Raw genomic sequence first — 22,496 nt, forward strand, 5'->3', positions numbered from 1 at the left:
CAATAGCTCAATTTCCACGACTGTATCAATATCATTTGGTAATGGATAAGTAAGATGTTCTGGATTACCGAAATTAATAAAAATATAGTCATTATAATCCATGGTATTCCAAGGTTTCCTTAATTTAATCTCAGAACCATCGGAAAGCAATCTGATTTTTTTAACCTTTCCATTTAGACCTTGTATTCCTAATGGACCTATACTACCTTCAAATATATGGGCATACAGCGTATTTTGGTTTTGGGTAAAATAACCCCATTCAGGCTTTTGAAGGCTCGATTTTCCACAATTATATATACTGCTGCTATTTTGCTTCATCCATTTACCTATAGCCTCTAGAGTATCTAATGATTCTTCAGGAATCTCACCCTTTGCATTAGGTCCAATATTTAATAGTAGATTTCCATTTTTACTAACACATTCTACTAGCTTTCTAATGATCATCCTTGGAGATTTGAAATTCTTATCTATAGATGAATATCCCCAATGATTGTTCATTGTAACACAAGCTTCCCAAGGCACTGAGTCTCCATTTTCATCTAGTATTCCTTCTGGAGGTATGATTTGCTCAGGAGATGCAAAATCTCCAGCGTAAAAGCTAGGATTATTGGTCATGATGCTTCCCGAGTTTTCTCCACTTGCTTCTAATCTATTATCTATTATCACATCAGGCTGTAATTTTCTAACCATATTTATTAATTCTGTAGCTTTCCATTTCTCCCCAACCATATCATCATAGGAAAAGTCAAACCAAAGTATATCTATTTTTCCATAGTTGGTACAAAGCTCTCGAACTTGTTCATGCATGTACTCTACATAATTTTCAAAATCATGTTCTACATCTTTATATCTTTCATTATCTCTCATAGGATGATGTCTATCTCCATAATGAGGGAAGTCATTATGATGCCAATCGATGATAGAATAATAAAGACCTACCTTAAGACCTTCCCCTCTGAACGCATCTATGTATTCTTTTATTAAATCTCTTTTTGCTTTAGTATTAGTAGATTTATAATTAGTAAATTTGCTATCAAACAAGCAAAATCCATCATGGTGTTTTGCAGTCATAACAGCATATTTCATTCCAGCATTTTTTGCTACTTTAGCCCAGGATTTAGGGTCATAGAATACAGGGTCAAATTCATCGAAATATTGCTTATATTCTTCCTTTGACATTTTTTCATTAGTCATTACCCATTCTCCTCGTGCTGGGATTGAGTACAGACCCCAGTGGATGAACATTCCAAACCTATCTTTAAGAAACCAAGCTGTTCTTTTATTTCTCTCTTTTATTAGGTCCATTTTAATGCCTCCTATAAGTAAACCCGAATTTTTTATTAATTCTTGCTTAATCACTAGTATATATAAAACCTTGTTTCGTGTCCATTACTGATTCCTTAAGGCCTAAAAGCTTGGAATACTTTTATAATTTATTTTTTACTAACAATATTTTGTCTAGTTTGGTATATAATTAAATATGGGGGTGTTGAAGTGAAACTAAATAGAAGACTTACCTTTATAATTAGTATTTTGCTCGTTGCTTCACTATTTATAGGTGGATGCACGACTCTTGGAAAAGCAAACAGCAGTGAGAATATTCAAAAAGCATCTTTTGAGAATATTAAAGAAAAAGATGTAGATACAAAAAACATCATGAAAATAATCAATGAATTAGCATCTGAAAAATATAAGGGCCGACTTGCTGGAACGAAAGGAAATGAGCTAGCCACTAAATATATTGAAAACTATTTCAAAGAGATAAAGCTTAATTATCCAGCTGAGCTAGAAACATATTTGCAGCATTATGACCAAAATGTTAGATTTACATATAGTGCTCCTAAGCTAGAGATATTAGACAAAGAAGGAAAGATAGAAAAGGAGTTTGAGTACATAAAAGAATTTTCTGTAAATACTGGTATAACCAAATTAAGCATTAAGGGTGAAGCAAAGGGAAAAGGTGTAGTTATAGATAATGCTGAAGACCTTGTTAATAACATTAAGTCTTATGAAGGAAAGATAATTTTAGTACCTAGCAAAGTTTTATCTAGTGTTGGAAGTGGATATATAATTGATAGGGTAGCACATGGAAACAGCAAAGTTGGTGGACTGATAGTAGAAGTAGATATTGATAACCCGAATCATCCCTACGGTAATTTTGTAGTAGGACCTAATGCTCAACCCTCAGCTAAGTTTGCCGAAGGGAAACCAATACTTTTCACTTGTAAAGTAGCAGCATTTGAGGAGTTAGTCAACGCTGCTAATGAAGGTTTAGATATCAATATTAAGGCGGACTATGCAATAGAAAATATTACTGCCGCAAATGTAATAGGATATATTGAAGGGAAGGATAAGAAGCTTAAAGATGAATTTATCATTATAGGAGCTCATTTTGACCATGCAGGTGATAATAAAAATGGAACCTATAACCCAGGAGCTCTAGATAATGCCTCAGGCACTGCTGTAATGATGGAGATAGCTAGATTACTAAAGGAAGGAAATTATAAGCCTAAGAAATCAATTCTTTTTATTGCTTTTAATGGAGAAGAAGAAGGTCTATACGGTTCATATTATTACGCTAATAATCCAATGTATCCATTAAATAAAGATACAACTGTAATGATAAATTTAGATATGGTAGGCTCAAAAACCAAAGTGCCTCTTACATTATTAAGCTTTGATAGCACTAATATTAAGCTGAGAGAGGAATTTTACAGGAATTCCAAGGCATTAAAAATCGATTCTGTTCAGGAAGCAGGTCAAGGAAGTGACCATTATCCCTTTGGAGCTAAGGGTGTAGAAGCATTATGCCTGATTAATATGGATTTAAAAAATGGATATCATACACCAGATGATACAATAGATAAGGTAGATGAGAAACGAATAAATGATATAACTAGGCTTGTATTATATTATCTTGATAAAAATGCTTTTTAAATATATTGCTTAATTAGGATTTGAATTTATAAATTGTCATCCTAGGTGTTTGTGAAAGGGGTGTGGGGGGATTTTCACTGTGCTTAGGATGACAATTTATTTACATATATTTTTTTTCTAATTTCTCTACTAATCTTATATACTTTTCCTTAGTTTCAATATGCTCTTTATTTTCCTCATAATCCTTAAATTCTCTATCTAATTTACTCATAGTTTCTTCACTAAGATTTTTCTCTGCATATTTATATAGCATATTATCTTCCTTGAATATATGCCTTTCTAAGAGATTTGCATATCCCATAGCATTTGCTATTATATCAACCTTAACATCGTTATTACCTTCTACATAAGCTTTTAGAGCAGCTTCAAGTTCCCTAACAAAGCCTCTTCCAAAATCATGTTCAATTAACATTCCTTGAACAGGTCCAGGACCAATTTTATCCTCTAGCTCTTTAGCCATATCCTTAAATAACATGTCTTCTTCTTTTCCGTGATGGTATTTGTCCGCGTAATTTCTTATAAAATCAATAATTGAAACTAAATCATCGTGTGGTATTTCTTTTCCTTCAACAATTCCTATACAAATTTTTCTTACTACTTTAAGTATTTTCTTTATATTATCGTGTTCGTTTACAAGAATTTTTATTGTGTTCAAAAAGTATCACTCCTAAATAATCTTTACATTATTATTATCCACAAAAAATCATAATAAACACAATTTTATTTTCTAATAGTTCTTTTGTCCCAAAAACAAAAAAAGATAAAATTTTGGCGAGATTAAGTTGTAAATAAATTTAGTTTAATCTATAATATAATATAATTATATACAATATATATGCATTGCAAAATTTTAAACCACAATATAAGGGGGTAATGCCTTGATTACTAGGGTGCAGAAAAGAAACGGGGATATTGTCGATTTTGATGTAAAGAAAATTGAAAACGCAATATTTGCAGCAGCAAAATCAGTTGGTGGAGACAACAGAGAAACTGCTGAAAGATTATCAAAAATAGTAGTCAGTATTGTTACAGAGGCTTTTGGAGCAAGTATACCATCAGTAGAAGACATACAAGACTTAGTTGAGAAGGTTCTAATTGAAGAAGGACATGCCAAAACTGCAAAGGCGTACATATTGTATAGAAGCAAACATGAAGAATTAAGAGAAACCAAAAATCTTTTTATGGATGCGGAAACATTAATCGATGAATATGTGTCATTAGATGATTGGAGAATAAATGAAAATGCTAATATGGGATTTAGCTTACAAGGTCTAAATAATCATATTGTTGAATCTATAACTAAGAAGTATTGGCTAAACAAAATATATAGAAAAGAGTTAAGAGACCCACATATAAAGGGAGATATACATATACACGACTTAGGTCTATTAGCACCTTATTGCTGTGGATGGGATTTAGAGGCACTACTTTTACAAGGTTTTAAAGGTGCTAGTAGTAAGATAGAATCTTCACCAGCAAGCCATCTACAATCATTCTTAGGACAGATTGTAAACTGGCTATATACGCTTCAGGGAGAGGCTGCAGGTGCTCAAGCTGTAAGTTCTCTAGATACATACGTAGCTCCATTTATTTATTACGATGAATTAAGCTATGATGAAGTAAAAAAGGCCGTTAGGAGCTTTATATTTAATTTGAATATACCTACAAGGGTTGGATTTCAAACACCTTTTACTAATATAACCTTAGATATTACCCCTCATCCAATGATTAAGAACATGGAAGTAATTATTGGAGGAAAGAGAAGAAATAAAACATACGGTGAATTTCAGAAGGAAATGGATATGTTTAATAGGGCTTACTGTGAGGTAATGATGGAGGGAGACGGAGCAGGCAGAAGCTTTAGCTTCCCAATACCTACAATAAATATTACTAAGGATTTCCCTTGGGATTCAGAAGTTGTTGATTCAATCATGGAAATGACTAGAAAATTCGGTACTCCATATTTTGCGAACTTTGTAAATAGCGATTTAAGCCCAGAGGATGTTAGAAGTATGTGCTGTAGGCTTAGACTAGACAATCGTGAGCTTAGAAGAAGAGGTGGAGGTTTATTTGGTGCAAATCCACTTACAGGCTCAATAAACGTAGTTACCCTAAACATGGGTCGTATAGGATATCAGGCTCAAACAGTAGAAGAATTTAAGAAAAAAGTTAGAGAGTTAATGGAAATATCTAAGGAAATATGCGAGACAAAGCGTAAGGTACTTGAAAGATACATGGATGCTGGACTTTACCCATACTCAAGATACTATCTTCAATCAGTAAAGGATGCTCATGGAGAGTATTTTAAAAATCACTTTAGTACTATAGGATTAAATGGAATGAACGAAGCATGTGTCAATTTACTTGGCAAGGATATCACAACAGAGGAAGGCAGAGATTTTGCAATAGATATAATGGAGTTCATGAACAGAGTCATTCAAATATTCCAAGAGGAAACAGGTAGCCTTTGGAATCTTGAAGCTTCTCCAGCAGAAGGAGCAGCGTATAGATTTGCAAGAATGGATAAGAAATTATATCCTAGAATATTTACACAAGGAACAGATGAGCCATACTATACAAACTCTACACAGCTTCCTGTAAATCATACTAAGGATATTTTTGAAGCAATAGAGCATCAGGATAAGCTTCAAACCCTATATACTGGTGGTACTGTATTACATGGCTTCATAGGCGAAGAAATTGATAATGTTGAAACTGTTAAACTTTTATTACAAAGAGCCTTTGAAAACAGTAGGATACCATATCTAACTATTACACCAACATATAGCATATGTCCAGATCATGGATATTTAAAGGGAGAACAATTCACTTGCCCAGAGTGTGGTGGAGATACAGAGGTGTGGACTAGGGTTGTTGGATTCCATAGACCAGTTCAATCTTGGAACAAGGGTAAAAAGGAAGAGTTTAAGGATAGATTAGAATTTGATACAGAAGTAAGCTTAAATGATAATGAACAAAGTATTAGGGAAGCAATATAATTATTAGTTTTTATCAGCGAGGAGAATAGTTATGGAGTTTAGAGGGCATCAAAAATCATCTTTTATAGATTACCCAGATAAGATATGCACAGTACTTTTCACAGGAGGCTGTAACTTTAGATGTCACTACTGTCATAATTCTGACCTCGTATACAACATAGGAGAAACAATTAAAGAGGACTTTGTATTTGATTACCTCGACAAAAGAAAGAAAATGCTTGATGCAGTATGTATATCAGGTGGGGAGCCAACGCTTCATGATGGTCTTTATGACTTTATTAAAAAGGTAAAATCAACAGGTTACTTAGTAAAGCTTGACACTAATGGAACTAATCCAGATATATTGAAAAAACTTATTGAAGATGAGCTAGTAGATTATGTTGCAATGGACATAAAGGCTCCGATTGAAAAATATAGTAAGGTAACAAATGCAAATATTGATATAGAAAAAATAATCGAGAGTATTAATATTATAAAAAGCTCAGATATTGATTATGAGTTTAGAACGACTGTATGTATAGAACTGTTAACTCAAGAGGATATACTGAAAATTGCAGAGTATCTAAAGGGGAGCAAAAGATATTACCTGCAGAACTTCAAGGATGGAAGTACAGTTCTGGATGGACAAAATAAGTTCAGCCCATTTTCTAGAGAAACATTAAGAGAAATTGAAGAACAAATTAAAAGCTATTTTGGAATATTTAAGATACGTAATTAATAATATATAAGATACCATGTGAACTAAAAGCCATGCTGTAATGAAATTACTACAGCATGGCTTTTATTATATGTACTATGAAATTAGCTACATTGTAATTTTTCCCAATTTGGATTATAATTTCTATATAGGACATGCATATAGGGGAACGGAATAAAGGCAGCTTGCGAAATGTGTTTTATACCAGATGTTTTAATCTAGCATATTCAAAGGGGAGATTAAATGAAAGCTAATTTTATCGAAGCTTTAGAGAATCATGATGTTGAACGAGTTAAAAGAATTTCTAAAGGAGATCTTCATAATCATGCACCAAGAGGTGGAAATGTAAGCTTTATAGAAAAGTGGGCGGGGGTTCAAATTCCACGTTTAAATCGTAAGTTTTCAGATCTTGGTGATATGCAATCTTGGTATGTGGAAAATATTAGATGTCATTGCCAGGGTACAGATGGTTATGAAGTAAGAATTAGAGCTGCTTTTGAACAGGCAAAAGATGATGGTGTTACTAAATTGGTACTAAGTTTTGGGTTGGGTGAAGAAACGCTTTATGATAATTTACCTAATTTTATTAAAATTATCTCTGATATTCATAAAGAAACTGCACCAGAAATTGAATTTATTCCTGAATTATCATTAGACAGGGGGACTAAAGTAGATTCTATATTGAATTTATGCGATGAATACTTTAACATGAGTTTTTATCAATCAATTGATATATGTGGAAATGAATTTGCACAACCAATAGCAAATTTCAAACCACTATACCGACTGGCAAAGTCATATGGTCTAAAATTGCGTGCCCATGCAGGAGAATTTGGTGACGCAGATTCAGTTAAAGAAGCAGTGGAGGAGTTAGAATTAGATGAAGTGCAGCATGGAATAGCTGCAGCAAAATGTAAAGGCACTACCAGTATTAATAATACCAAAAGAGCATTGGCTCGATTTAGACGACCTAGATGAAGATACTGCAATTCATATAATAAAATTTGCTATGAAAGTTACATCAGTTATTAAAAAGGTATTTAAGGCTGACGGATATAGTATAATGCAAAATGGTGGATACTTTAATGACATCGGACATTATCATATGCATGTTTTCCCAAGATATAGAGGTGATGGCTTTGGTTGGACATATGGAGACGAAAATGAAGAAGAACAAAATCTTAGTCAAATAAAGGACGTTATTATTCGTGAACTTTCAAAGAATAATAAATAACAAATCTTAAGATATATAATTTCGAATTGTCGTGAAAGTTAGGATATTGGGTCACAACAATTACGAACTTTTGGAGGAGAGATAGAAGTGGATAATTATATTATTATGGAATTATCGGAAAGCCAAGCTAAAGAGATTTGTAGTTGGAAATATGAGGGAGAATATTCAATATATAATTTTTCAGATTGGGATATCGTAGTAAAGAACGGGTGGGGGCTATCAATTGAAAGAAAAAGGAAATTAGAATTCATAGCTATACTTTTAAATAATGAATTGGTTTCTTATGGCAGGATAAGTTTAAAGGCAGATAGAACATATATAGGAATTGGCTTGAAGCCCTCTCTTTGTGGAAAAGGTCACGGAAAAAATATTATGAAATTATTACTTAAAGAATGCAATAGGAGATTTCCTAATAATACAATAGCACTTGAAGTAAGAAGTTTTAATAGAAGAGCTATTAATTGTTATAAGAGAGTTGGATTTGAAATTAAAGATAGGTATATTAGGAAGACTTTCAACAATTCTGAAGATGAATTTTATTACATGGAGTATAAGGAATTTAGATAGATTAACGAGGTTATCAAAAGATATTTTCATTTGAAATTTATCAAAAATGGACAGGTATATTGGTAATTTAGGATATCAAGGAGGTATCGTCAGTGAGTAATTGTTGGATTGGCGAAAAGATAAGACTAAGAGCAGTAGAGTTAAAAGATATAGATGGTTTCTTTAAAGCAGGCTTTGAAGCAGACACTGATTTAGATAGGTTATGTGACGAGATTCATTTCCCGCAATCTAAGGAAAAAATGAGGGAGAGGTTAGAAAGTAATATTAAGAAAGAATCACAAGATGATAGTTTTCGATGGATTATTGAAGATATGAATGGTAATGTAGTAGGTAATATAAATACATTTGATTGTAATAGGAGAGTTGGCACATTTAAATATGGTATAGGATTAGAAAAACCTTATTGGGGAAAAGGTTATGCAAAAGAAGCGATTAAAATTGTATTAAGATACTATTTTAGAGAATTACGATACCAAAAAGTTAATGCATATGTCTATTCCTTTAATGAAAGGTCACAGAAACTACATGAATCATTAGGTTTCATGCAGGAAGGCAAATTAAGAAGGATGATTTATACCAATGGTAGCTTTTATGATGAAATATACTATGGAATGACTTCAGAAGAATTTGATGTAATAGACGTACCAAAGGCTCTAGAGGAATAAGCCCATGGGATCTAGAGTGATGCATTATTGTATATCTACAATATTAAAAAATGAACTTAAAATAGATGATGATCAATTTCTATTAGGAGGCCTTGCTCCTGATGTATATAAAAGTAAGGGTGAACTAAAAGAAATATCACATTTTATAAAGAAGAATGACTGTAGTACAGGATACATTGATTATGGGTCTTTTCATAATAAATACTTAACTAAGAACACAAATCCTTTTCATTTGGGCTATTACTTCCATCTGATATCCGATGATATATGGTTGAAAGATATATATAACAAAAAAGTTAAATGGTTACCTCAAGACATAAAGACTGAAGCCAAAAAGATGTATTATCATGATTTTTGGAAATTGAACGGAATGTTAATAGATTACTACTCATTGAAAATTGTTCCTTTAAAGGAACAGTCAATTAGTATTGATGAGTTTGATTATATGCTCTTACCTGAGTTAATTAGTGATTTAGAAACCGATTTTAATATGGCTGACTCTGTTAAAGAAGAATCCTTAGAGATACTAGAATTCACCGAAGTTATACAAACTATTGAAAGAACAGTAGCAACCTGTATAGAAAATTTGAAGAAGACATAGTCATCTGAAGATACGATAAAATCAAGGCTTGCACAAAGAATGTGTGGTAACTTACCACAACCTATCTAATTTAAGTTTATTCTTAAAATATACATTATATGGGGGGTCTAAAAGCGATGAGTGTTGCAATTAAGGTGGATAACTTAATAAAAAGCTATGGAACAAATACAGTCATCAAAGATATTTCCTTTACTGTAAATAAAAATGAAATCTTTGCTCTACTCGGTACAAATGGAGCAGGAAAAACTACCACACTTGAGTGTATAGAAGGTATTAGAAAATATGACAGTGGAAGTATTACAGTAGACGGAACTATAGGAGTGCAGCTACAATCATCGTCACTTCCTGCGAATATTAAGGCAATAGAAGCTTATCAATTGTTTTGTAAGTGGAATAAAGTACAAGTAAATACTGAGCTGTTTGATGCTTTTGGACTTAACCAACTAAAAAACAAGCAGTATGAAGAAATGTCTACAGGACAAAAAAGACGACTACATTTAGCACTTGCACTTATTAGCAATCCCGATATCATATTCCTTGATGAACCGACTGCTGGACTTGACGTAGAAGGAAGAGTTTCTCTTCATGAACAGATCCGTAAATTGAAAGAACAAGGAAAAACCATAATTATGGCAAGCCATGATATGGCAGAGGTAGAGAGCTTATGCGATAGAATTGCTATTCTCAAAGAAGGAAAAATCGCCTTTATAGGTACAATAAACGAATTGACTAATGAAATTGGAAGGCAATATAGAATTTATATAAAAACCGAAAGACCATTAAAGGCTGATGATTACGAACAAGGATATTCCCTATTTATTTCTGGAGATATCGGAGATACTCTGCTTGAATTGCTTGAAATCTGTAAACAAACTCAAAATACTGTTCTTGATGTGAAAATTGAAGGAGCCACACTTGAACAAAGATTTATGGATATAGCAAGGGAGGTAAAATAATGAGTGCATTTTTTTATGGAGTTGTTCTACAATGGAAACTTGATTTGAGAAACAAAGGTGTACTTCTCACTTATTATGTAGTACCGCTTGCATTTTTTGCATTTATGGGAGGAATATTTTCATCTATCAATCCTGCATCGAAGGATACATTAATTCAATCCATGACAGTGTTTGGGTTGACAATGGGGACGATTTTAGGAGCACCTATACCATTGACAGAGTTGTATGGAAGTGAAATTAAAAAGGCTTACAAGGTTGGTGGCTTGCCCCTATGGGTAGCTACAATCAACAACTTTATCTCTGCTTTTGTCCATCTTTTCATTGTGAGCCTCGTGATATTTTTTATTGCTCCACTAGCCTTTAATGCAAAAATTCCTACTAATTTAGCTCATCATTTTCTATCACTTGCAATCTTTATTATAGTTAGTTTGTCAGTAGGAACAGTACTTGGACTATTTATCAAAGATATATCAAAGCTTACAATGGCATCACAGTTTATATTCTTACCATCAATTATGCTGGCTGGAATTATGTTTCCTGTAGATATGCTTCCAAAGGTACTTGAAAATGTGGGTAAGATTTTCCCTGCTACATGGGGATATAAGCTTATGACAAGTGAAAGTTTTGATATAAAATTAATTATACCACTTGCTATTATATTATTTATAGCAATGATTATTAGTGTGTATAAACTATCAAAAATTAGTTTTGAATAAATAAATTCAATTTGGCTTTAAAGGGGGAGTGCCTAGAGTATCAGGTATTGCTAGGGCATAAGAAAGGAAATGATTATATGATAGTTAATAATGATTTTGAAAATATATTAGAAGATTTGTATAAGAAGGACCCGTGTAAGGTTCTTCCAAATGCAATATGGAAAACAAATGATAGATTAAATAATCTTCAGTGTTCACATATATGCACTGATGATGAAGTTTTAGAGATTAAAGGATTAGACCAAAATGGGATACATATTCTTTGGAATAAAAGTAGAAAAATTGATCAATCTATACGACATATTATGGAACAGGCTAAATTCATGATAATACATAATGATTACTATGAACAGCTAGATACAGATGGTTACAATCTAGTTAAACCATATTTTCGTATTAAACATGATAATAATAATATTTTGTCCTATTCTTTACCTGAGGACTTCTATATTAGACAGCCTAATGCTAAAGAAGAAGCTAATGAAATTTCAGATTTTATTGGAAGATGTTATAAGGATTTACATCCAAGTCCCGAGACAGTTAAAAGTTGGACAACTCATAGAGTGTTTGAAAATAGCCTTTGGATATGGATTATGGATAAACATAAAAATATCCCAGCAGCTTTAGGCATAGCAGAATTTGATAGTAGTGTTCCAGAAGGTTCACTTGAATGGATTCAAGTACTTCCAGAATATCGAGGAAGAGGACTAGGGAAGGTACTGGTATTTGAGCTATTAAATAGGTTAAAAGGAAGAGCAGTATTTACTACGGTTTCGGGTGAAGTAGATAATGAGACAAATCCAGAAAGATTATATAGAAGTTGTGGGTTTTATGGTGATGATATTTGGTGGTTACTTCAAAAATGATGCTAGGGCACAATATAAAAGGAGGCTTGAAAATGAACCTAGGAATGCCAGCATTAATTGAATTTAATAGTTTAGAAGAAAATATTATGCTTTGTAAAGAATTAGATTTAGATTTCATAGAGTTAAATATGAATTACCCTATTTTCATGCCTGAAAAATTTAGTTATAAAGAAATATTAGATGCGAAAGCAAAGTATGGAATTGACTTTACAGTGCACTTTCCTGAAGAAATTGACTTAACTTCCTTTCATCCATCAATTAGAAAAGGGCATCTAGAACGATGTAAAGAATTAATTGAATGGACTAGCAAAGCTAAAATCAAGATTGTTAATATGCATCTAAATAACGGTATTTACTGTACACTGCCTAATTCGAGGCAATGGATTAATGAAAAATATGAAGAAGAATATAGAAAACTATTACACGAATCTTATTCTGAATTAAATGCGCATGCAAATCTATTGGGAGTAATATTATGTATTGAGAACACATCTAATTTTCATATCTCTTTTATTCATAGGGCAATAAATTTGCTGACTGAATTTGATAACTTTAATTTAACCTGGGATGTGGGACACGATGCTATGGTCAACTTTAGTGAAAAGCCTATTTTTATGAAATTTGCTAACAGAGTAAAACACATGCATCTTCATGATTATAATGAAAAATCAGACCATCAGCCACTGTATACTGGAATAATACCTATAGACGAACGACTACAGTTTGCTAAGGACAACAACATATCCGTTGTCATAGAAGTAAAGACTAGTGAGACATTAAAAGAATCAGTCAGTAAAATACCTAGCTTTAGATAAAAGAAAAAGGAGATGCTTATATTAATTGAAGAATAGATGCATACTTATAAAATGAATGGAGTCAGATGAATTATGGGTGTGAGAACTAAAAACAAATTATTAGCAATCAAAATACTTCTTATATTGATTTGTATATTGTATACTGTCATTCTATATTTTGATTTCTTTTCAACAGAGTTTTTTTCTTCTTTAAGCTTAGCAAAGCTTATATCCATAATGTTATGCTTTTCATTATCAGTTTTAACAGGAAAAGATTATCTTAATAAAGGAGATAAATATTTGCTGCAATCTGGATTGTTTATTACTATGATTGCAGATTTTATGATTCTATTTACTGATTATCTAGCTCTAGGTGTAGGCATCTTTTCAATAGTTCATATACTTTATATTATGAGATATGAGAGAAATAAATCTAGGCTTCTTTTGGTAAGAATGGTATTTTTATTATTGATAATATTGGGTATATACTTAGTTACAAACTTCCTCATCATGGAAATTAATTTACTATTTGCTGCAGCATTATTCTATGCTGTAGCTTTGATAATTAGTGTTATAAAAGCTATAAAATCATATAGGCATAAACTATTTCCTTATCCAAATAGAAGCTTTATAGCTCTAGGAATGGTACTTTTCTTACTATGTGATATAAATGTAGGCATTTTCAATATTATTATTTTAACGAGCAATTCTAACGGTATAGCCAGCCTACTATACAATATTTCAGGATTATTAATGTGGTTTTTTTATTTGCCTTCGCAGGTCCTACTTTCCTTGAGTGGATATGATTTCTCAAGCTTTTCAAAAAAATATAGAACAGGAGAACTATTATGACAAAAATATATTTTGTAAGACATGCAAAGCCAGATTTATCAATACAAGATGATTTGCTGCGTCCCCTCACGAACATAGGTATTATAGATAGCAAGAAAGTAACTGAATTTCTTTTAGATAAACAAATTACTAAAACATTTTCGAGTCCATATAAAAGAGCCTATGATACTGTAAAAGATTTCGCCGAAAGAGTAAACTTGCATATTAATATTATAGAGGACCTTAGGGAGAGAAAAATAGATGATATATGGATAGAAGATTTCGATGCTTTTGCTCGAGAACAATGGAATAATTTTGATTATAAGCTCGAACGTGGCGAGAGTTTAAATGAGGTGCAAAAAAGGAATATAGCTGCATTATCTGAAATACTAGTGGAAAATCCAAATGAAAACATTGTTATTGGAACACATGGTGCTGCTCTTAGTACTATTATAAACTATTATGATAAGAACTTTGATTATAGTGATTTTGAAAGAATAAAGCCCCTGATGCCTCATATTGTATGCATTGATTTTGAAGGTACTAAAGCTATGAAAATAAAAGAGTTTATACTATGATTTTCGACATTATTAAATAGTTGTCACAAACTTAACAATCATTTGTTTTATGGTATAATATAATATAAAATTTCCAACTAATACCTTTGGGTAAGGGGGGATTATGTTGTATGTTTTAATTTTTGTAGGGATTCTGTGTATAGTGTTAGGCATTTTAGTTAGGTACTTTAAATTTTATTGGCTTATATCAGGCTACAATACTATGTCCAAAGAAAAAAGAAAAAATGTTGATACAGAACCGCTAGGCAGGCTTATGGGAAACTTTATGTTCCTATTAGGAGGAGCCATGATTTTAGGAGCAGTATTAATTTCTACAGGGCTTAGAACTGCAGGAATGGTATTGATTATAGCTACACTCTTTATCTTAACTCCTTATGTTATGATAAAGGCTCAAAAATACGATAAAAACTCATTAGAACCTGATGGAAGCATGAAAAAAAGTACAAAGCTTACTCTAGGCGTTTTTTTAGGTTTTTTAGTGATAATTCTTATCTTTATTATTGGTCTTAATTTATATGGAGCAAAGGAGCCAAGTATTACCGTAAATAATGAAAAAATAAAAATTGGAGGAATGTACGCTTCTACAATTTATACAGAAGATGTTGCAGAAGTGGTATTATTAGATTCAATTCCAGAGGTATTAAGAAAAGATAATGGCTTTGACTTTGGCAACACATTAAGAGGAATATTCACTCTTGATAGTATAGGAAAAGGAAGAATATATATCTATAATGGAAGACCGCCTTATGTATATCTTAGGTTAAAAAAAGGCTTTGTAATAATAAATTATAGAAGCAGTGAAAATACTCAAGAATTATATAATAAAATCAGGGCAGTATTCTAATCTTCATATTATCTTCAAATTTGTTATCTATAATGTATTTAAGGACAGAAAACAATTTGAAGAGGTGAAAAATATGTGTCGAGGATTTGGATACGGAATGGGTTTTAATCTTGGTGGAGGAGTTGGATTTCCTTGGATGATGCTAGGTATGGGAATACTACGAGTGCTGGTAGCGGTTCTTGTTATATACCTTATATATAAGCTAGTTAAAGGTTTCACCAATTCTCCGAATAGACCAGATAAAGCAATGGAAATACTTAATGAGAGATATGTAAATGGTGAAATAAACGACGAAGAATATGAAAAAATGAAGGGCAGAATTAAATAATTTTAACTATTTTGATGACCAGTATTGCAAGATACTGGTCATTGTAGTATTTTTGAGTTAAAGAGGTGAAGCATATGGATCAAATAAAAAATATCCTTGTCGTGGATGATGAGGTTCAAATTACGGAAGTTATAAAGGCTTACCTTGAAAGAGAGGGATACAAGGTATATACTGCATATAATGGCAATGATGCGATTTCACTTTTCAAAAGAGAATCAATCGATTTTATTGTGTTAGATTTAATGCTTACGGATTTGTCTGGAGAAGAAATATGCAAAATGATTAGAGTGAAATCCCAAGTCCCTATATTAATGCTGACAGCTAAAGCAGAAGAGGAAGATAGAGTTACAGGTCTTTATCTGGGAGCAGATGATTACCTAGTAAAGCCCTTTAGTCCAAAAGAACTGGTAGCCAGAGTAAAGACTATATTTAGAAGGACACAAAAGGACTTTATTAAGGCAGATATTATAGAATTTAATAGAGGGGATTTGGTTATAGATTTAAACAAAATGGAGCTAAAGAAAAAGGGGGAGTCAGTTGATTTAACTCCTACAGAATTTAAAATAGCTACTATACTAGCACAGAATCCTAATAGAGTATATAGCAGAGAGGATTTAATAGAAAAGGTTTTGGGAATTGATTATGAAGGCTACGATAGAACTATTGATACCCATATTAAGAATATTAGGCAAAAAATAGAGGATAAAAATACTAAGTACATCCATACAGTCTATGGAGTAGGATACAAGTTTGTAGGTGAATGATATGACTAAAAAACTTAAAACCAGATTTATTATATCAATGATTAGCATAGCCATATTGTCTGTATTTTTAGTTGGAATAATAACTAACATAACAATATTTAAGAAATTCAATGACTATATGGAAGAAGAGCAGGTAGATAGGATCGAGGATATAGTTAAGATGGTTGAATATTCTTATTCTATTGACAACAGTTGGTCTAATAGAGTTCTAAAAAACATAGCGAATTCACACCTTATAGATAATTTTGATATTCAGATAAAGGATAAAAATGGCGAAGTTGTTTTGGAGAACTTCATGAACAATAATATGATGAGAATGCACAATCAAATGATGGGTCGTATGGGTAGGGGAATGATGCGTGGAAGTAGCAGAAGTCAAATAAATGAATCAACTACCACAGTAAAAATATCTGAGTTAATAGTAGATGGAAAAAGAGTTGGAGAGGTTGAAATAGGATATGTAGGTTCTTTTATGATATCTCAAAGAGAGGTGGATTTTACTAGAGGGATAAATAGCTCTATACTCTATGCCTCGCTTATTTCGCTTGGTTTAGCTTTAATATTAGGAATACACAACTCAAGGGTAATGTCAGAGCCTATACTTAAAATTACCAATGCTGCAAATAATATAAGAAAGGGAGACCTAGATACTAATATTGAATTAAAAAATGGTGCAGAAGAACTAATTGAACTATCAAGCTCCATAAATCACTTAGCAAAATCTCTCAAGGAACAGCAGGTTTTGAGAAAGAGATTGACTACAGATATATCCCATGAGCTTAGAACGCCTCTAACCATACTTCAAAGTCATATAGAAGCATTTAATGACGGTATTTGGCAACCTACAAAGGATAAGCTGGATATCTGCAGAGATGAGGTTATCAGACTTAAAAAGCTAGTTGAACAGCTTAAATATATAACAGATATTGAAAATCATAGAGTAGAACTGGAGATAGAAGAAGTTAACTTATCTCAAATAATTGAAAATGTGGCAGAGAGCTTCAGATATGAGTTTGATTCAAAGCAAATAGAGCTTAATAAACAAATAAAAGAGAATATCATAATAGAAGCTGATAAAGACAAGATAAGACAAATAATGATTAATCTTATTTCAAATGCATTAAAGTTTACAGATTCCGGAGGTAAGGTTGATATTCTTCTTAAAGAAGAAGAAAAAACTATAACAATTGAGATAATTGACAATGGGATTGGAATTGCTGAAGAAGATATTTCTTTTGTTTTTGAAAGGTTTTATAGAAGTGATAAATCTAGAAGTAGAAAAACAGGTGGAACGGGAATAGGACTTACTATAGCTAAATCCTTGGTAGAATCCCATGGTGGGAATATTAGTGTTCATAGTCAGAAAGGTAAAGGTACTCAGTTTGTTGTTGAGTTACTTAAGAATCAAAAAGATAATCACATATTAACTATATAATTTAACTATTACTTATGATAAACTATAGTCATTGACAATTAAGGTAAGAGGTGCAGATATTGATGAGACAAAGAATAAAGAAAGTAGATCGTAGAAATAATTATATGATTTTAGCAGAAAACTTTTTTGATGAGGATAATAAAGAGAGGGCTTTACATTTTTTTAAGAAAGCATTAGAATTTGAAGGCGAAAAATATGAGACAATAGATATATTATTTAATATTGCTATTTTGTATGATGAAATTGGACTTAAGAACAAGTCATTTGAAACATATAAAAGTATTATTCAGATAAATCCAAATGAGGCAGGAGCATATTATGGCATGGCCATAATCTTTGATGAAAAAGGTGATAAGGATAAGGCATTAGAATTCTATTTTAAAGCTACAGAACTAGAGCCAGAATATGACAGGGCATATTTTTATATAGCTAATATTTATGATGAAAGAGGAGATAAAGAAAAGGCTATAAAATATTATAAGAAAGTAATTGAATTAACTCCAGATGATTATATGGCATATAATAATTTAGGTTCCATATATGAAGAAATCAAAGAATATGACAAAGCTTTTCAGATGATTAAAGAAAGCATAAAAATAGAGGGCAATTATTATAAATCCTTGTTTAATATGGGAGTAATCCAAAAACATTTAGGAAACATTAAAAAAGCAATTGAATATTATAGATTATCAATAGATTCCTATAGTGGTTATCCATATGCTTATTTAAATATATCAGCAATATATATTGAAGAAAAGAAATATAATGCAGCTATAAAGATACTTACAGAGGGGATAGAGAAAAATCCTGATGCAGGATTTCTATATTATAATAGAGCATGCTGCAGTATAAACTTAGGGGATATAGATATAGCAATTTCAGATTTAATAAAAGCTAAGAAATTATATCCAGATTTTGAATATATGGTAAGGCATGATAAGGATCTTGAAGTTATAAGAGAAAATGAAAAATATAGTTTTCTTATGGAAGATTAATTGCGTAGATGTCATAGGAAACTTGCTACAAACATGTTGATTTGATGCTAACATAGTGCTATACTACTATTAAGTACAATACTTTATTCATTTGAAACAATCCTCCCCCTAAATGGTGGTCTTGTGTAAGAATGTATAAAGATACCACTCATTTAGGAGGTGAAAAGTAATGTCAGATAAGAAATTAGTATGTCAAGACTGTGAAAAAGAATTTGTCTTCTCAGAAAGAGAACAAGAGTTTTATACACAAAAAGGTTTCCAAGAACCAAAAAGATGTCCAGAATGTAGAAATGCAAGAAAACAACAAAAGAATCAAAGAGCTTCTAGATACTAGAATGATAACAAGCTGTTGATATGATAATCAACAGCTTAATTGTTTTTTTGAAGTGTTAAATTATTCATTGTCTCCACTTCATGATTTTATTTTCTAAAATAGCTATGATTTTATACATAAATGTAGTGAGTATAGCTAATATTATTACACTCATCATAACTAAATCCAATTGAAATACCTGGCCACCGTATACTAATAGATATCCTAAACCTGCTCTAGAAACAATATATTCTCCAACGATTACACCTACCCAGGACATTCCAATATTAACCTTTAAAGTGCTTACCATGGCAGGTATACTTGCAGGGAAGACAACTTTTTTTAATATTTGAAATTTAGTTGCACCAAAAGTTTTTAGCATTTTTATTTTATCTTCATCTACTTCAATAAAGCTGCTATAAACATTTAGTATTGTTATCACTATTGAGATACTAATTGCTGTAACGATAATACCTGAATATCCAGCACCTACCCATAATATTATTATTGGGGCTAAAGCTGTTTTTGGAAGGCTATTTAAAACTACCATGTAGGGGTCTAGTACTTTTGCTATAAACTCAGACCACCATAAAAGAACTGCAATTAGTATTCCTAGAACAGTTCCAGCTATGAAACCCACAATAGTCTCCATTAAGGATATACCAATATGCTCAAAGATCATACCATTTTTTACATATTTTATGAACAATGCAACTATTTTAGAAGGATAACTGGTAAAGAAGGTGTCTATCCATTTAAATTGTGCTGCGATTTCCCAAAGTAAAACTGATATTACTAGAATAGATATTTGGGTTATAAGTATAGCTCTTTTTCTTTTCTTTACTTTTTCTAAATATTGTCGTTGTTCTTTTGAAATGTTATTATTATCTATTAATTTGTTATTATACATGGACATCCAGCTCCTTCCATATCTTATTAAAGTAATATCTAAATTCAGGAGCTTCTCTACACTTCATAGGAGTCCTGATACCATTTGGGCAACTGAGTTCAATGGGGATTATTTCTTTTATTGTTGCTGGTCTATTAGACAGTATGACAATTCTATCGGACATGGAGATTGCTTCTGCTATATCATGAGTCACCATTAAAGCGGTTTTATTCTCCTTTTTTAATATGCTTCCTATTTCATCTGCTATAGCCAATCTTGTCTGATAATCAAGAGCAGAAAATGGTTCATCTAAAAGTAATATATCTGGCTTTACAGCTAAAGTTCTTATAAGAGCAACTCTTTGCCTCATGCCTCCAGATAATTGATTAGGATAATGTTTCATAAATTCAGATAATCCATACGTTCCTAAAAGTTCTTCAGCAAATTTTTTTGTATTTACGTTGACTTTGCCTTGTATTTCTAATCCTATTAGCACATTATCTAAAATATTTCGCCATTCAAATAGATGATCCATTTGAAACATATAACCTATATTTTTGCTTGGACCGTTCACTTTTTGATTATTTATATAGACATTACCTCTTGTTGGTTTTATAAGCCCAGCTACTATAGACAATAATGTGGATTTTCCACAACCGCTAGGACCTACAATTCCAATTATCTCACCATTGTAGACATCAAAGCTTATGTCTTTTATGGCTACAGTTTCACCATCTAGAGTATGGTAATTCATGCTAACATTTTTGATTTCTACTACTTTTGGTTCCTTCATCTATATCGTCTCCTTAAATCAAAAATCTACGTACTTCATAATATTCAGAAGCAATGAAGTTTGTGAAGAAGTATATTGGAGTAAAACAAATTAATTTATTATTAAAACTTTGTAGTCTTTTGTAAAAAGATATTAATTATAGAAGGAAAAGGGTTGTTAATATAGAAGTAATCTTAGACCTAAAATTTATTGCCAAGGATAATTTCAGAGGTGATAAAGATGATAAGAATAATAGAAATAATAATGATGAAATTCAGATGCTAATCAAGCTGTAAATGCAATAAAACTTACTTTTAGAGATGTCTTAAATAAAGATGGTATTGATTTTGAGCTTTCAAGACCTAAAAAAGAGAAAAAGTTACCGAATGTAGTTAATGAAGAAGTATTGAAAATATTAAATGACCATTCAAATACAAAGCATAAAGCTATTTTATATCTTATATATTCATCAGGACTAAGAGTAAGTGAGGTCGTAAGGCTTAAAGCTAAGGATATCGATAGTAAAAGAATGATGATATATATTGTCAGAGTTTGCGCTCCAAATATTAAGAAAGTATTATAGTGAAGAGCGACCAGAAGAATGGATATTTCCTGGTGCAAATGGAGAGAGTTTCATTACAGAGAGAACTGTACAAAGAATATTCCAAAATGCTTGCTGAAAAGCCAAAATCAATAGGGATGTTAGTGTACACTGCCTAAGGCATTCATTTGCAACTCATGTAACCTAATCATCAATTAGTAAGATAAAAAGTTTATTAGATAAAATAAAGAATGATAAATAGCTAAGCAAAATAGGAAATATAAATAGTATAATACTAGTGTTACTTTATATGCCGAACAAGACAGATTACCGACATAGTGTCATGATGTCGTAAAACTTAACAATATAGCAGGATTACCGACACTGCGTCGGAGATTTATAAGTTACCCAAAATCCCACCCATACGAATTCTTGCCCTATACCTTTACCATGTAGGGAAAGTTTTTGTAGTATAAAGAAAAGGAAGAAAGCTGAAATTTGAAAAAGGTTAAATTGCTTCACATTTTCACTCCGTAGGCACATAATAAAAACACCCTACTGGGTGTTTTTATTATGCATTAACTACCTTTTTGTATTCACAATTTTCGCAATTATGCTTACATGTATCACATTCAACAATTCTCTTTATTTCAAAGCACTTTGCAAATTTTTTCATTATTTCTTGCATGTCAACATCTGACTCATTGTAATTAAGTTTATAATCAATCTCAAATAATACATTTTTAAAAACTCGTTGAGGATCATTTATTGTTATGTAGCAATCATTTCCTAAATAATAAAAACTATCAACATCGTTATGTGATACCATTCTCTGAAACAGAGGTCTCTCTTTTTGTTTATCTGATAGCGTAGCAATCGGAAGTATAGCGACTAGTGGGTATTTAGGGTTATGATTATATTCATCTTTTTGTATAACTATACAAGGTCTTAGTTTTATTCCTGTAACAATTTTTAATTGTTCTGATTTTCTAATTCCTGTTTCTTTATCCACCTTACCTTCAAAACCATCATCTTTTTTAATAATTTTGTATAAACCTTTATGAGTATCATCTTCAACAACAAAGTTCAAAGGTCTTCCATTAGTGAATGGTAACGCAACAGAATAAATTTTTCCCCTAAAAATATCTTCGTGCTTTATTAATCTTGGTAACAA

At 31.6% G+C, this 22,496-nt stretch carries 28 protein-coding genes; 22 read left to right on the top strand and 6 right to left on the bottom strand.

Translation table 11 applies throughout. The features are described 5' to 3' along the window. A partial coding sequence (locus ABV008_RS06555) for an alpha-L-fucosidase (RefSeq protein ID WP_352419018.1) occupies positions 1-1,305 on the bottom strand: 1,305 nt, incomplete at its 3' end. 189 nt (positions 1,306-1,494) lie between these two features. Here ABV008_RS06555 and ABV008_RS06560 point away from each other — a divergent pair. Next, complete coding sequence (locus ABV008_RS06560) at positions 1,495-2,937, top strand: M28 family metallopeptidase (RefSeq protein WP_352419019.1); 1,443 nt, start codon at positions 1,495-1,497, stop codon at positions 2,935-2,937. A 100-nt stretch (positions 2,938-3,037) separates the two neighbouring features. Here the strand turns inward: ABV008_RS06560 and ABV008_RS06565 are convergent, their stop codons facing one another. Continuing rightward, entirely contained in the window at positions 3,038-3,592 is a 555-nt protein-coding gene (locus tag ABV008_RS06565; protein ID WP_352419020.1) for a hemerythrin domain-containing protein, read from the bottom strand. 223 nt (positions 3,593-3,815) lie between these two features. On the opposite strand from ABV008_RS06565, the gene ABV008_RS06570 reads away from it, so the two are divergent. From ABV008_RS06570 to ABV008_RS06620, 11 genes are all read left to right on the top strand, one after another. Then, positions 3,816-5,936 (top strand): ribonucleoside triphosphate reductase, encoded by a 2,121-nt coding sequence (locus ABV008_RS06570; protein WP_352419021.1) that lies wholly within the window; start codon positions 3,816-3,818, stop codon positions 5,934-5,936. Between the two features lie 31 nt (positions 5,937-5,967). After that, positions 5,968-6,654 carry an anaerobic ribonucleoside-triphosphate reductase activating protein gene (locus ABV008_RS06575; RefSeq protein ID WP_352419022.1) on the top strand — a complete coding sequence of 229 codons (687 nt, stop codon included), beginning with the start codon at positions 5,968-5,970 and terminating at the stop codon, positions 6,652-6,654. Between the two features lie 222 nt (positions 6,655-6,876). Next, the gene (locus ABV008_RS06580; RefSeq protein ID WP_352419023.1) at positions 6,877-7,611 is read left to right on the top strand and encodes an amidohydrolase family protein; all 735 of its coding nucleotides are present in this window, start codon (positions 6,877-6,879) and stop codon (positions 7,609-7,611) included. A 10-nt stretch (positions 7,612-7,621) separates the two neighbouring features. Next, the gene (locus ABV008_RS06585) at positions 7,622-7,867 is read left to right on the top strand and encodes an HIT family protein (RefSeq protein WP_352419123.1); all 246 of its coding nucleotides are present in this window, start codon (positions 7,622-7,624) and stop codon (positions 7,865-7,867) included. Positions 7,868-7,954: 87 nt separating this feature from the next. Then, positions 7,955-8,434 (top strand): GNAT family N-acetyltransferase, encoded by a 480-nt coding sequence (locus ABV008_RS06590; protein ID WP_352419024.1) that lies wholly within the window; start codon positions 7,955-7,957, stop codon positions 8,432-8,434. Positions 8,435-8,526: 92 nt separating this feature from the next. After that, a complete protein-coding gene (locus tag ABV008_RS06595) occupies positions 8,527-9,099 on the top strand; it encodes a GNAT family N-acetyltransferase (protein ID WP_352419025.1) in 573 nt (190 codons plus the stop codon). 4 nt (positions 9,100-9,103) lie between these two features. After that, the gene (locus tag ABV008_RS06600; protein WP_352419026.1) at positions 9,104-9,700 is read left to right on the top strand and encodes a hypothetical protein; all 597 of its coding nucleotides are present in this window, start codon (positions 9,104-9,106) and stop codon (positions 9,698-9,700) included. 116 nt (positions 9,701-9,816) lie between these two features. After that, a complete protein-coding gene (locus tag ABV008_RS06605) occupies positions 9,817-10,656 on the top strand; it encodes an ABC transporter ATP-binding protein (RefSeq protein WP_352419027.1) in 840 nt (279 codons plus the stop codon). Then, positions 10,656-11,372, top strand: coding sequence for an ABC transporter permease (locus tag ABV008_RS06610; protein WP_352419028.1), 717 nt, complete (start codon positions 10,656-10,658; stop codon positions 11,370-11,372). Before ABV008_RS06605 ends, ABV008_RS06610 begins: the two co-directional genes overlap by 1 nt. A gap of 77 nt (positions 11,373-11,449) precedes the next feature. Continuing rightward, a complete protein-coding gene (locus tag ABV008_RS06615) occupies positions 11,450-12,238 on the top strand; it encodes a GNAT family N-acetyltransferase (protein WP_352419029.1) in 789 nt (262 codons plus the stop codon). A gap of 32 nt (positions 12,239-12,270) precedes the next feature. Continuing rightward, positions 12,271-13,053 carry a sugar phosphate isomerase/epimerase family protein gene (locus ABV008_RS06620; protein WP_352419030.1) on the top strand — a complete coding sequence of 261 codons (783 nt, stop codon included), beginning with the start codon at positions 12,271-12,273 and terminating at the stop codon, positions 13,051-13,053. 44 nt (positions 13,054-13,097) lie between these two features. On the opposite strand, the gene ABV008_RS06625 is transcribed toward ABV008_RS06620, so the two are convergent. After that, positions 13,098-13,268 carry a hypothetical protein gene (locus tag ABV008_RS06625; RefSeq protein ID WP_352419031.1) on the bottom strand — a complete coding sequence of 57 codons (171 nt, stop codon included), beginning with the start codon at positions 13,266-13,268 and terminating at the stop codon, positions 13,098-13,100. 1 nt (position 13,269) lies between these two features. Between ABV008_RS06625 and ABV008_RS06630 the strand changes: the two genes are divergently transcribed. The 8 genes from ABV008_RS06630 to ABV008_RS06665 all read left to right on the top strand — a co-directional run bounded on the left by ABV008_RS06630 (position 13,270) and on the right by ABV008_RS06665 (position 19,141). After that, positions 13,270-13,884: a lysoplasmalogenase family protein gene (locus tag ABV008_RS06630; RefSeq protein ID WP_352419032.1), complete on the top strand. Its 615-nt coding sequence runs from the start codon at positions 13,270-13,272 to the stop codon at positions 13,882-13,884. Then, a complete protein-coding gene (locus ABV008_RS06635; protein WP_352419033.1) occupies positions 13,881-14,441 on the top strand; it encodes a histidine phosphatase family protein in 561 nt (186 codons plus the stop codon). The genes ABV008_RS06630 and ABV008_RS06635 overlap by 4 nt, the downstream gene beginning before the upstream one ends. 106 nt (positions 14,442-14,547) lie before the next feature. Next, on the top strand, positions 14,548-15,285 hold the full coding sequence (locus tag ABV008_RS06640) for a DUF3784 domain-containing protein (RefSeq protein WP_352419034.1): 738 nt from the start codon (positions 14,548-14,550) through the stop codon (positions 15,283-15,285). A gap of 73 nt (positions 15,286-15,358) precedes the next feature. After that, positions 15,359-15,613, top strand: coding sequence for an SHOCT domain-containing protein (locus ABV008_RS06645; RefSeq protein WP_352419035.1), 255 nt, complete (start codon positions 15,359-15,361; stop codon positions 15,611-15,613). Positions 15,614-15,687: 74 nt separating this feature from the next. Then, a complete protein-coding gene (locus tag ABV008_RS06650) occupies positions 15,688-16,377 on the top strand; it encodes a response regulator transcription factor (RefSeq protein ID WP_352419036.1) in 690 nt (229 codons plus the stop codon). 1 nt (position 16,378) lies between these two features. Beyond that, complete coding sequence (locus tag ABV008_RS06655) at positions 16,379-17,812, top strand: sensor histidine kinase (RefSeq protein WP_352419037.1); 1,434 nt, start codon at positions 16,379-16,381, stop codon at positions 17,810-17,812. A 62-nt stretch (positions 17,813-17,874) separates the two neighbouring features. Next, the gene (locus ABV008_RS06660; protein ID WP_352419124.1) at positions 17,875-18,807 is read left to right on the top strand and encodes a tetratricopeptide repeat protein; all 933 of its coding nucleotides are present in this window, start codon (positions 17,875-17,877) and stop codon (positions 18,805-18,807) included. Between the two features lie 169 nt (positions 18,808-18,976). Further along, positions 18,977-19,141 carry a zinc-ribbon domain-containing protein gene (locus ABV008_RS06665; RefSeq protein ID WP_352419038.1) on the top strand — a complete coding sequence of 55 codons (165 nt, stop codon included), beginning with the start codon at positions 18,977-18,979 and terminating at the stop codon, positions 19,139-19,141. Positions 19,142-19,205: 64 nt separating this feature from the next. Here the strand turns inward: ABV008_RS06665 and ABV008_RS06670 are convergent, their stop codons facing one another. Beyond that, the gene (locus tag ABV008_RS06670; protein WP_352419039.1) at positions 19,206-20,030 is read right to left on the bottom strand and encodes an ABC transporter permease; all 825 of its coding nucleotides are present in this window, start codon (positions 20,028-20,030) and stop codon (positions 19,206-19,208) included. Beyond that, positions 20,023-20,802, bottom strand: a complete 780-nt coding sequence (locus ABV008_RS06675) for an ABC transporter ATP-binding protein (RefSeq protein ID WP_352419040.1) — start codon at positions 20,800-20,802, stop codon at positions 20,023-20,025. The genes ABV008_RS06670 and ABV008_RS06675 overlap by 8 nt, the downstream gene beginning before the upstream one ends. A 385-nt stretch (positions 20,803-21,187) precedes the next feature. Between ABV008_RS06675 and ABV008_RS06680 the strand changes: the two genes are divergently transcribed. Both ABV008_RS06680 and ABV008_RS06685 read left to right on the top strand, forming a co-directional pair. After that, on the top strand, positions 21,188-21,364 hold the full coding sequence (locus ABV008_RS06680; RefSeq protein ID WP_352419041.1) for a tyrosine-type recombinase/integrase: 177 nt from the start codon (positions 21,188-21,190) through the stop codon (positions 21,362-21,364). Then, on the top strand, positions 21,324-21,461 hold the full coding sequence (locus tag ABV008_RS06685) for a site-specific integrase (RefSeq protein ID WP_352419126.1): 138 nt from the start codon (positions 21,324-21,326) through the stop codon (positions 21,459-21,461). The genes ABV008_RS06680 and ABV008_RS06685 overlap by 41 nt, the downstream gene beginning before the upstream one ends. 432 nt (positions 21,462-21,893) lie before the next feature. On the opposite strand, the gene ABV008_RS06690 is transcribed toward ABV008_RS06685, so the two are convergent. Next, positions 21,894-22,496, bottom strand: a complete 603-nt coding sequence (locus ABV008_RS06690; RefSeq protein ID WP_352419042.1) for a hypothetical protein — start codon at positions 22,494-22,496, stop codon at positions 21,894-21,896.

Origin of the sequence: Proteiniborus sp., assembly GCF_040308045.1 — a bacterium.
Classification (GTDB): domain Bacteria; phylum Bacillota; class Clostridia; order Tissierellales; family Proteiniboraceae; genus Proteiniborus.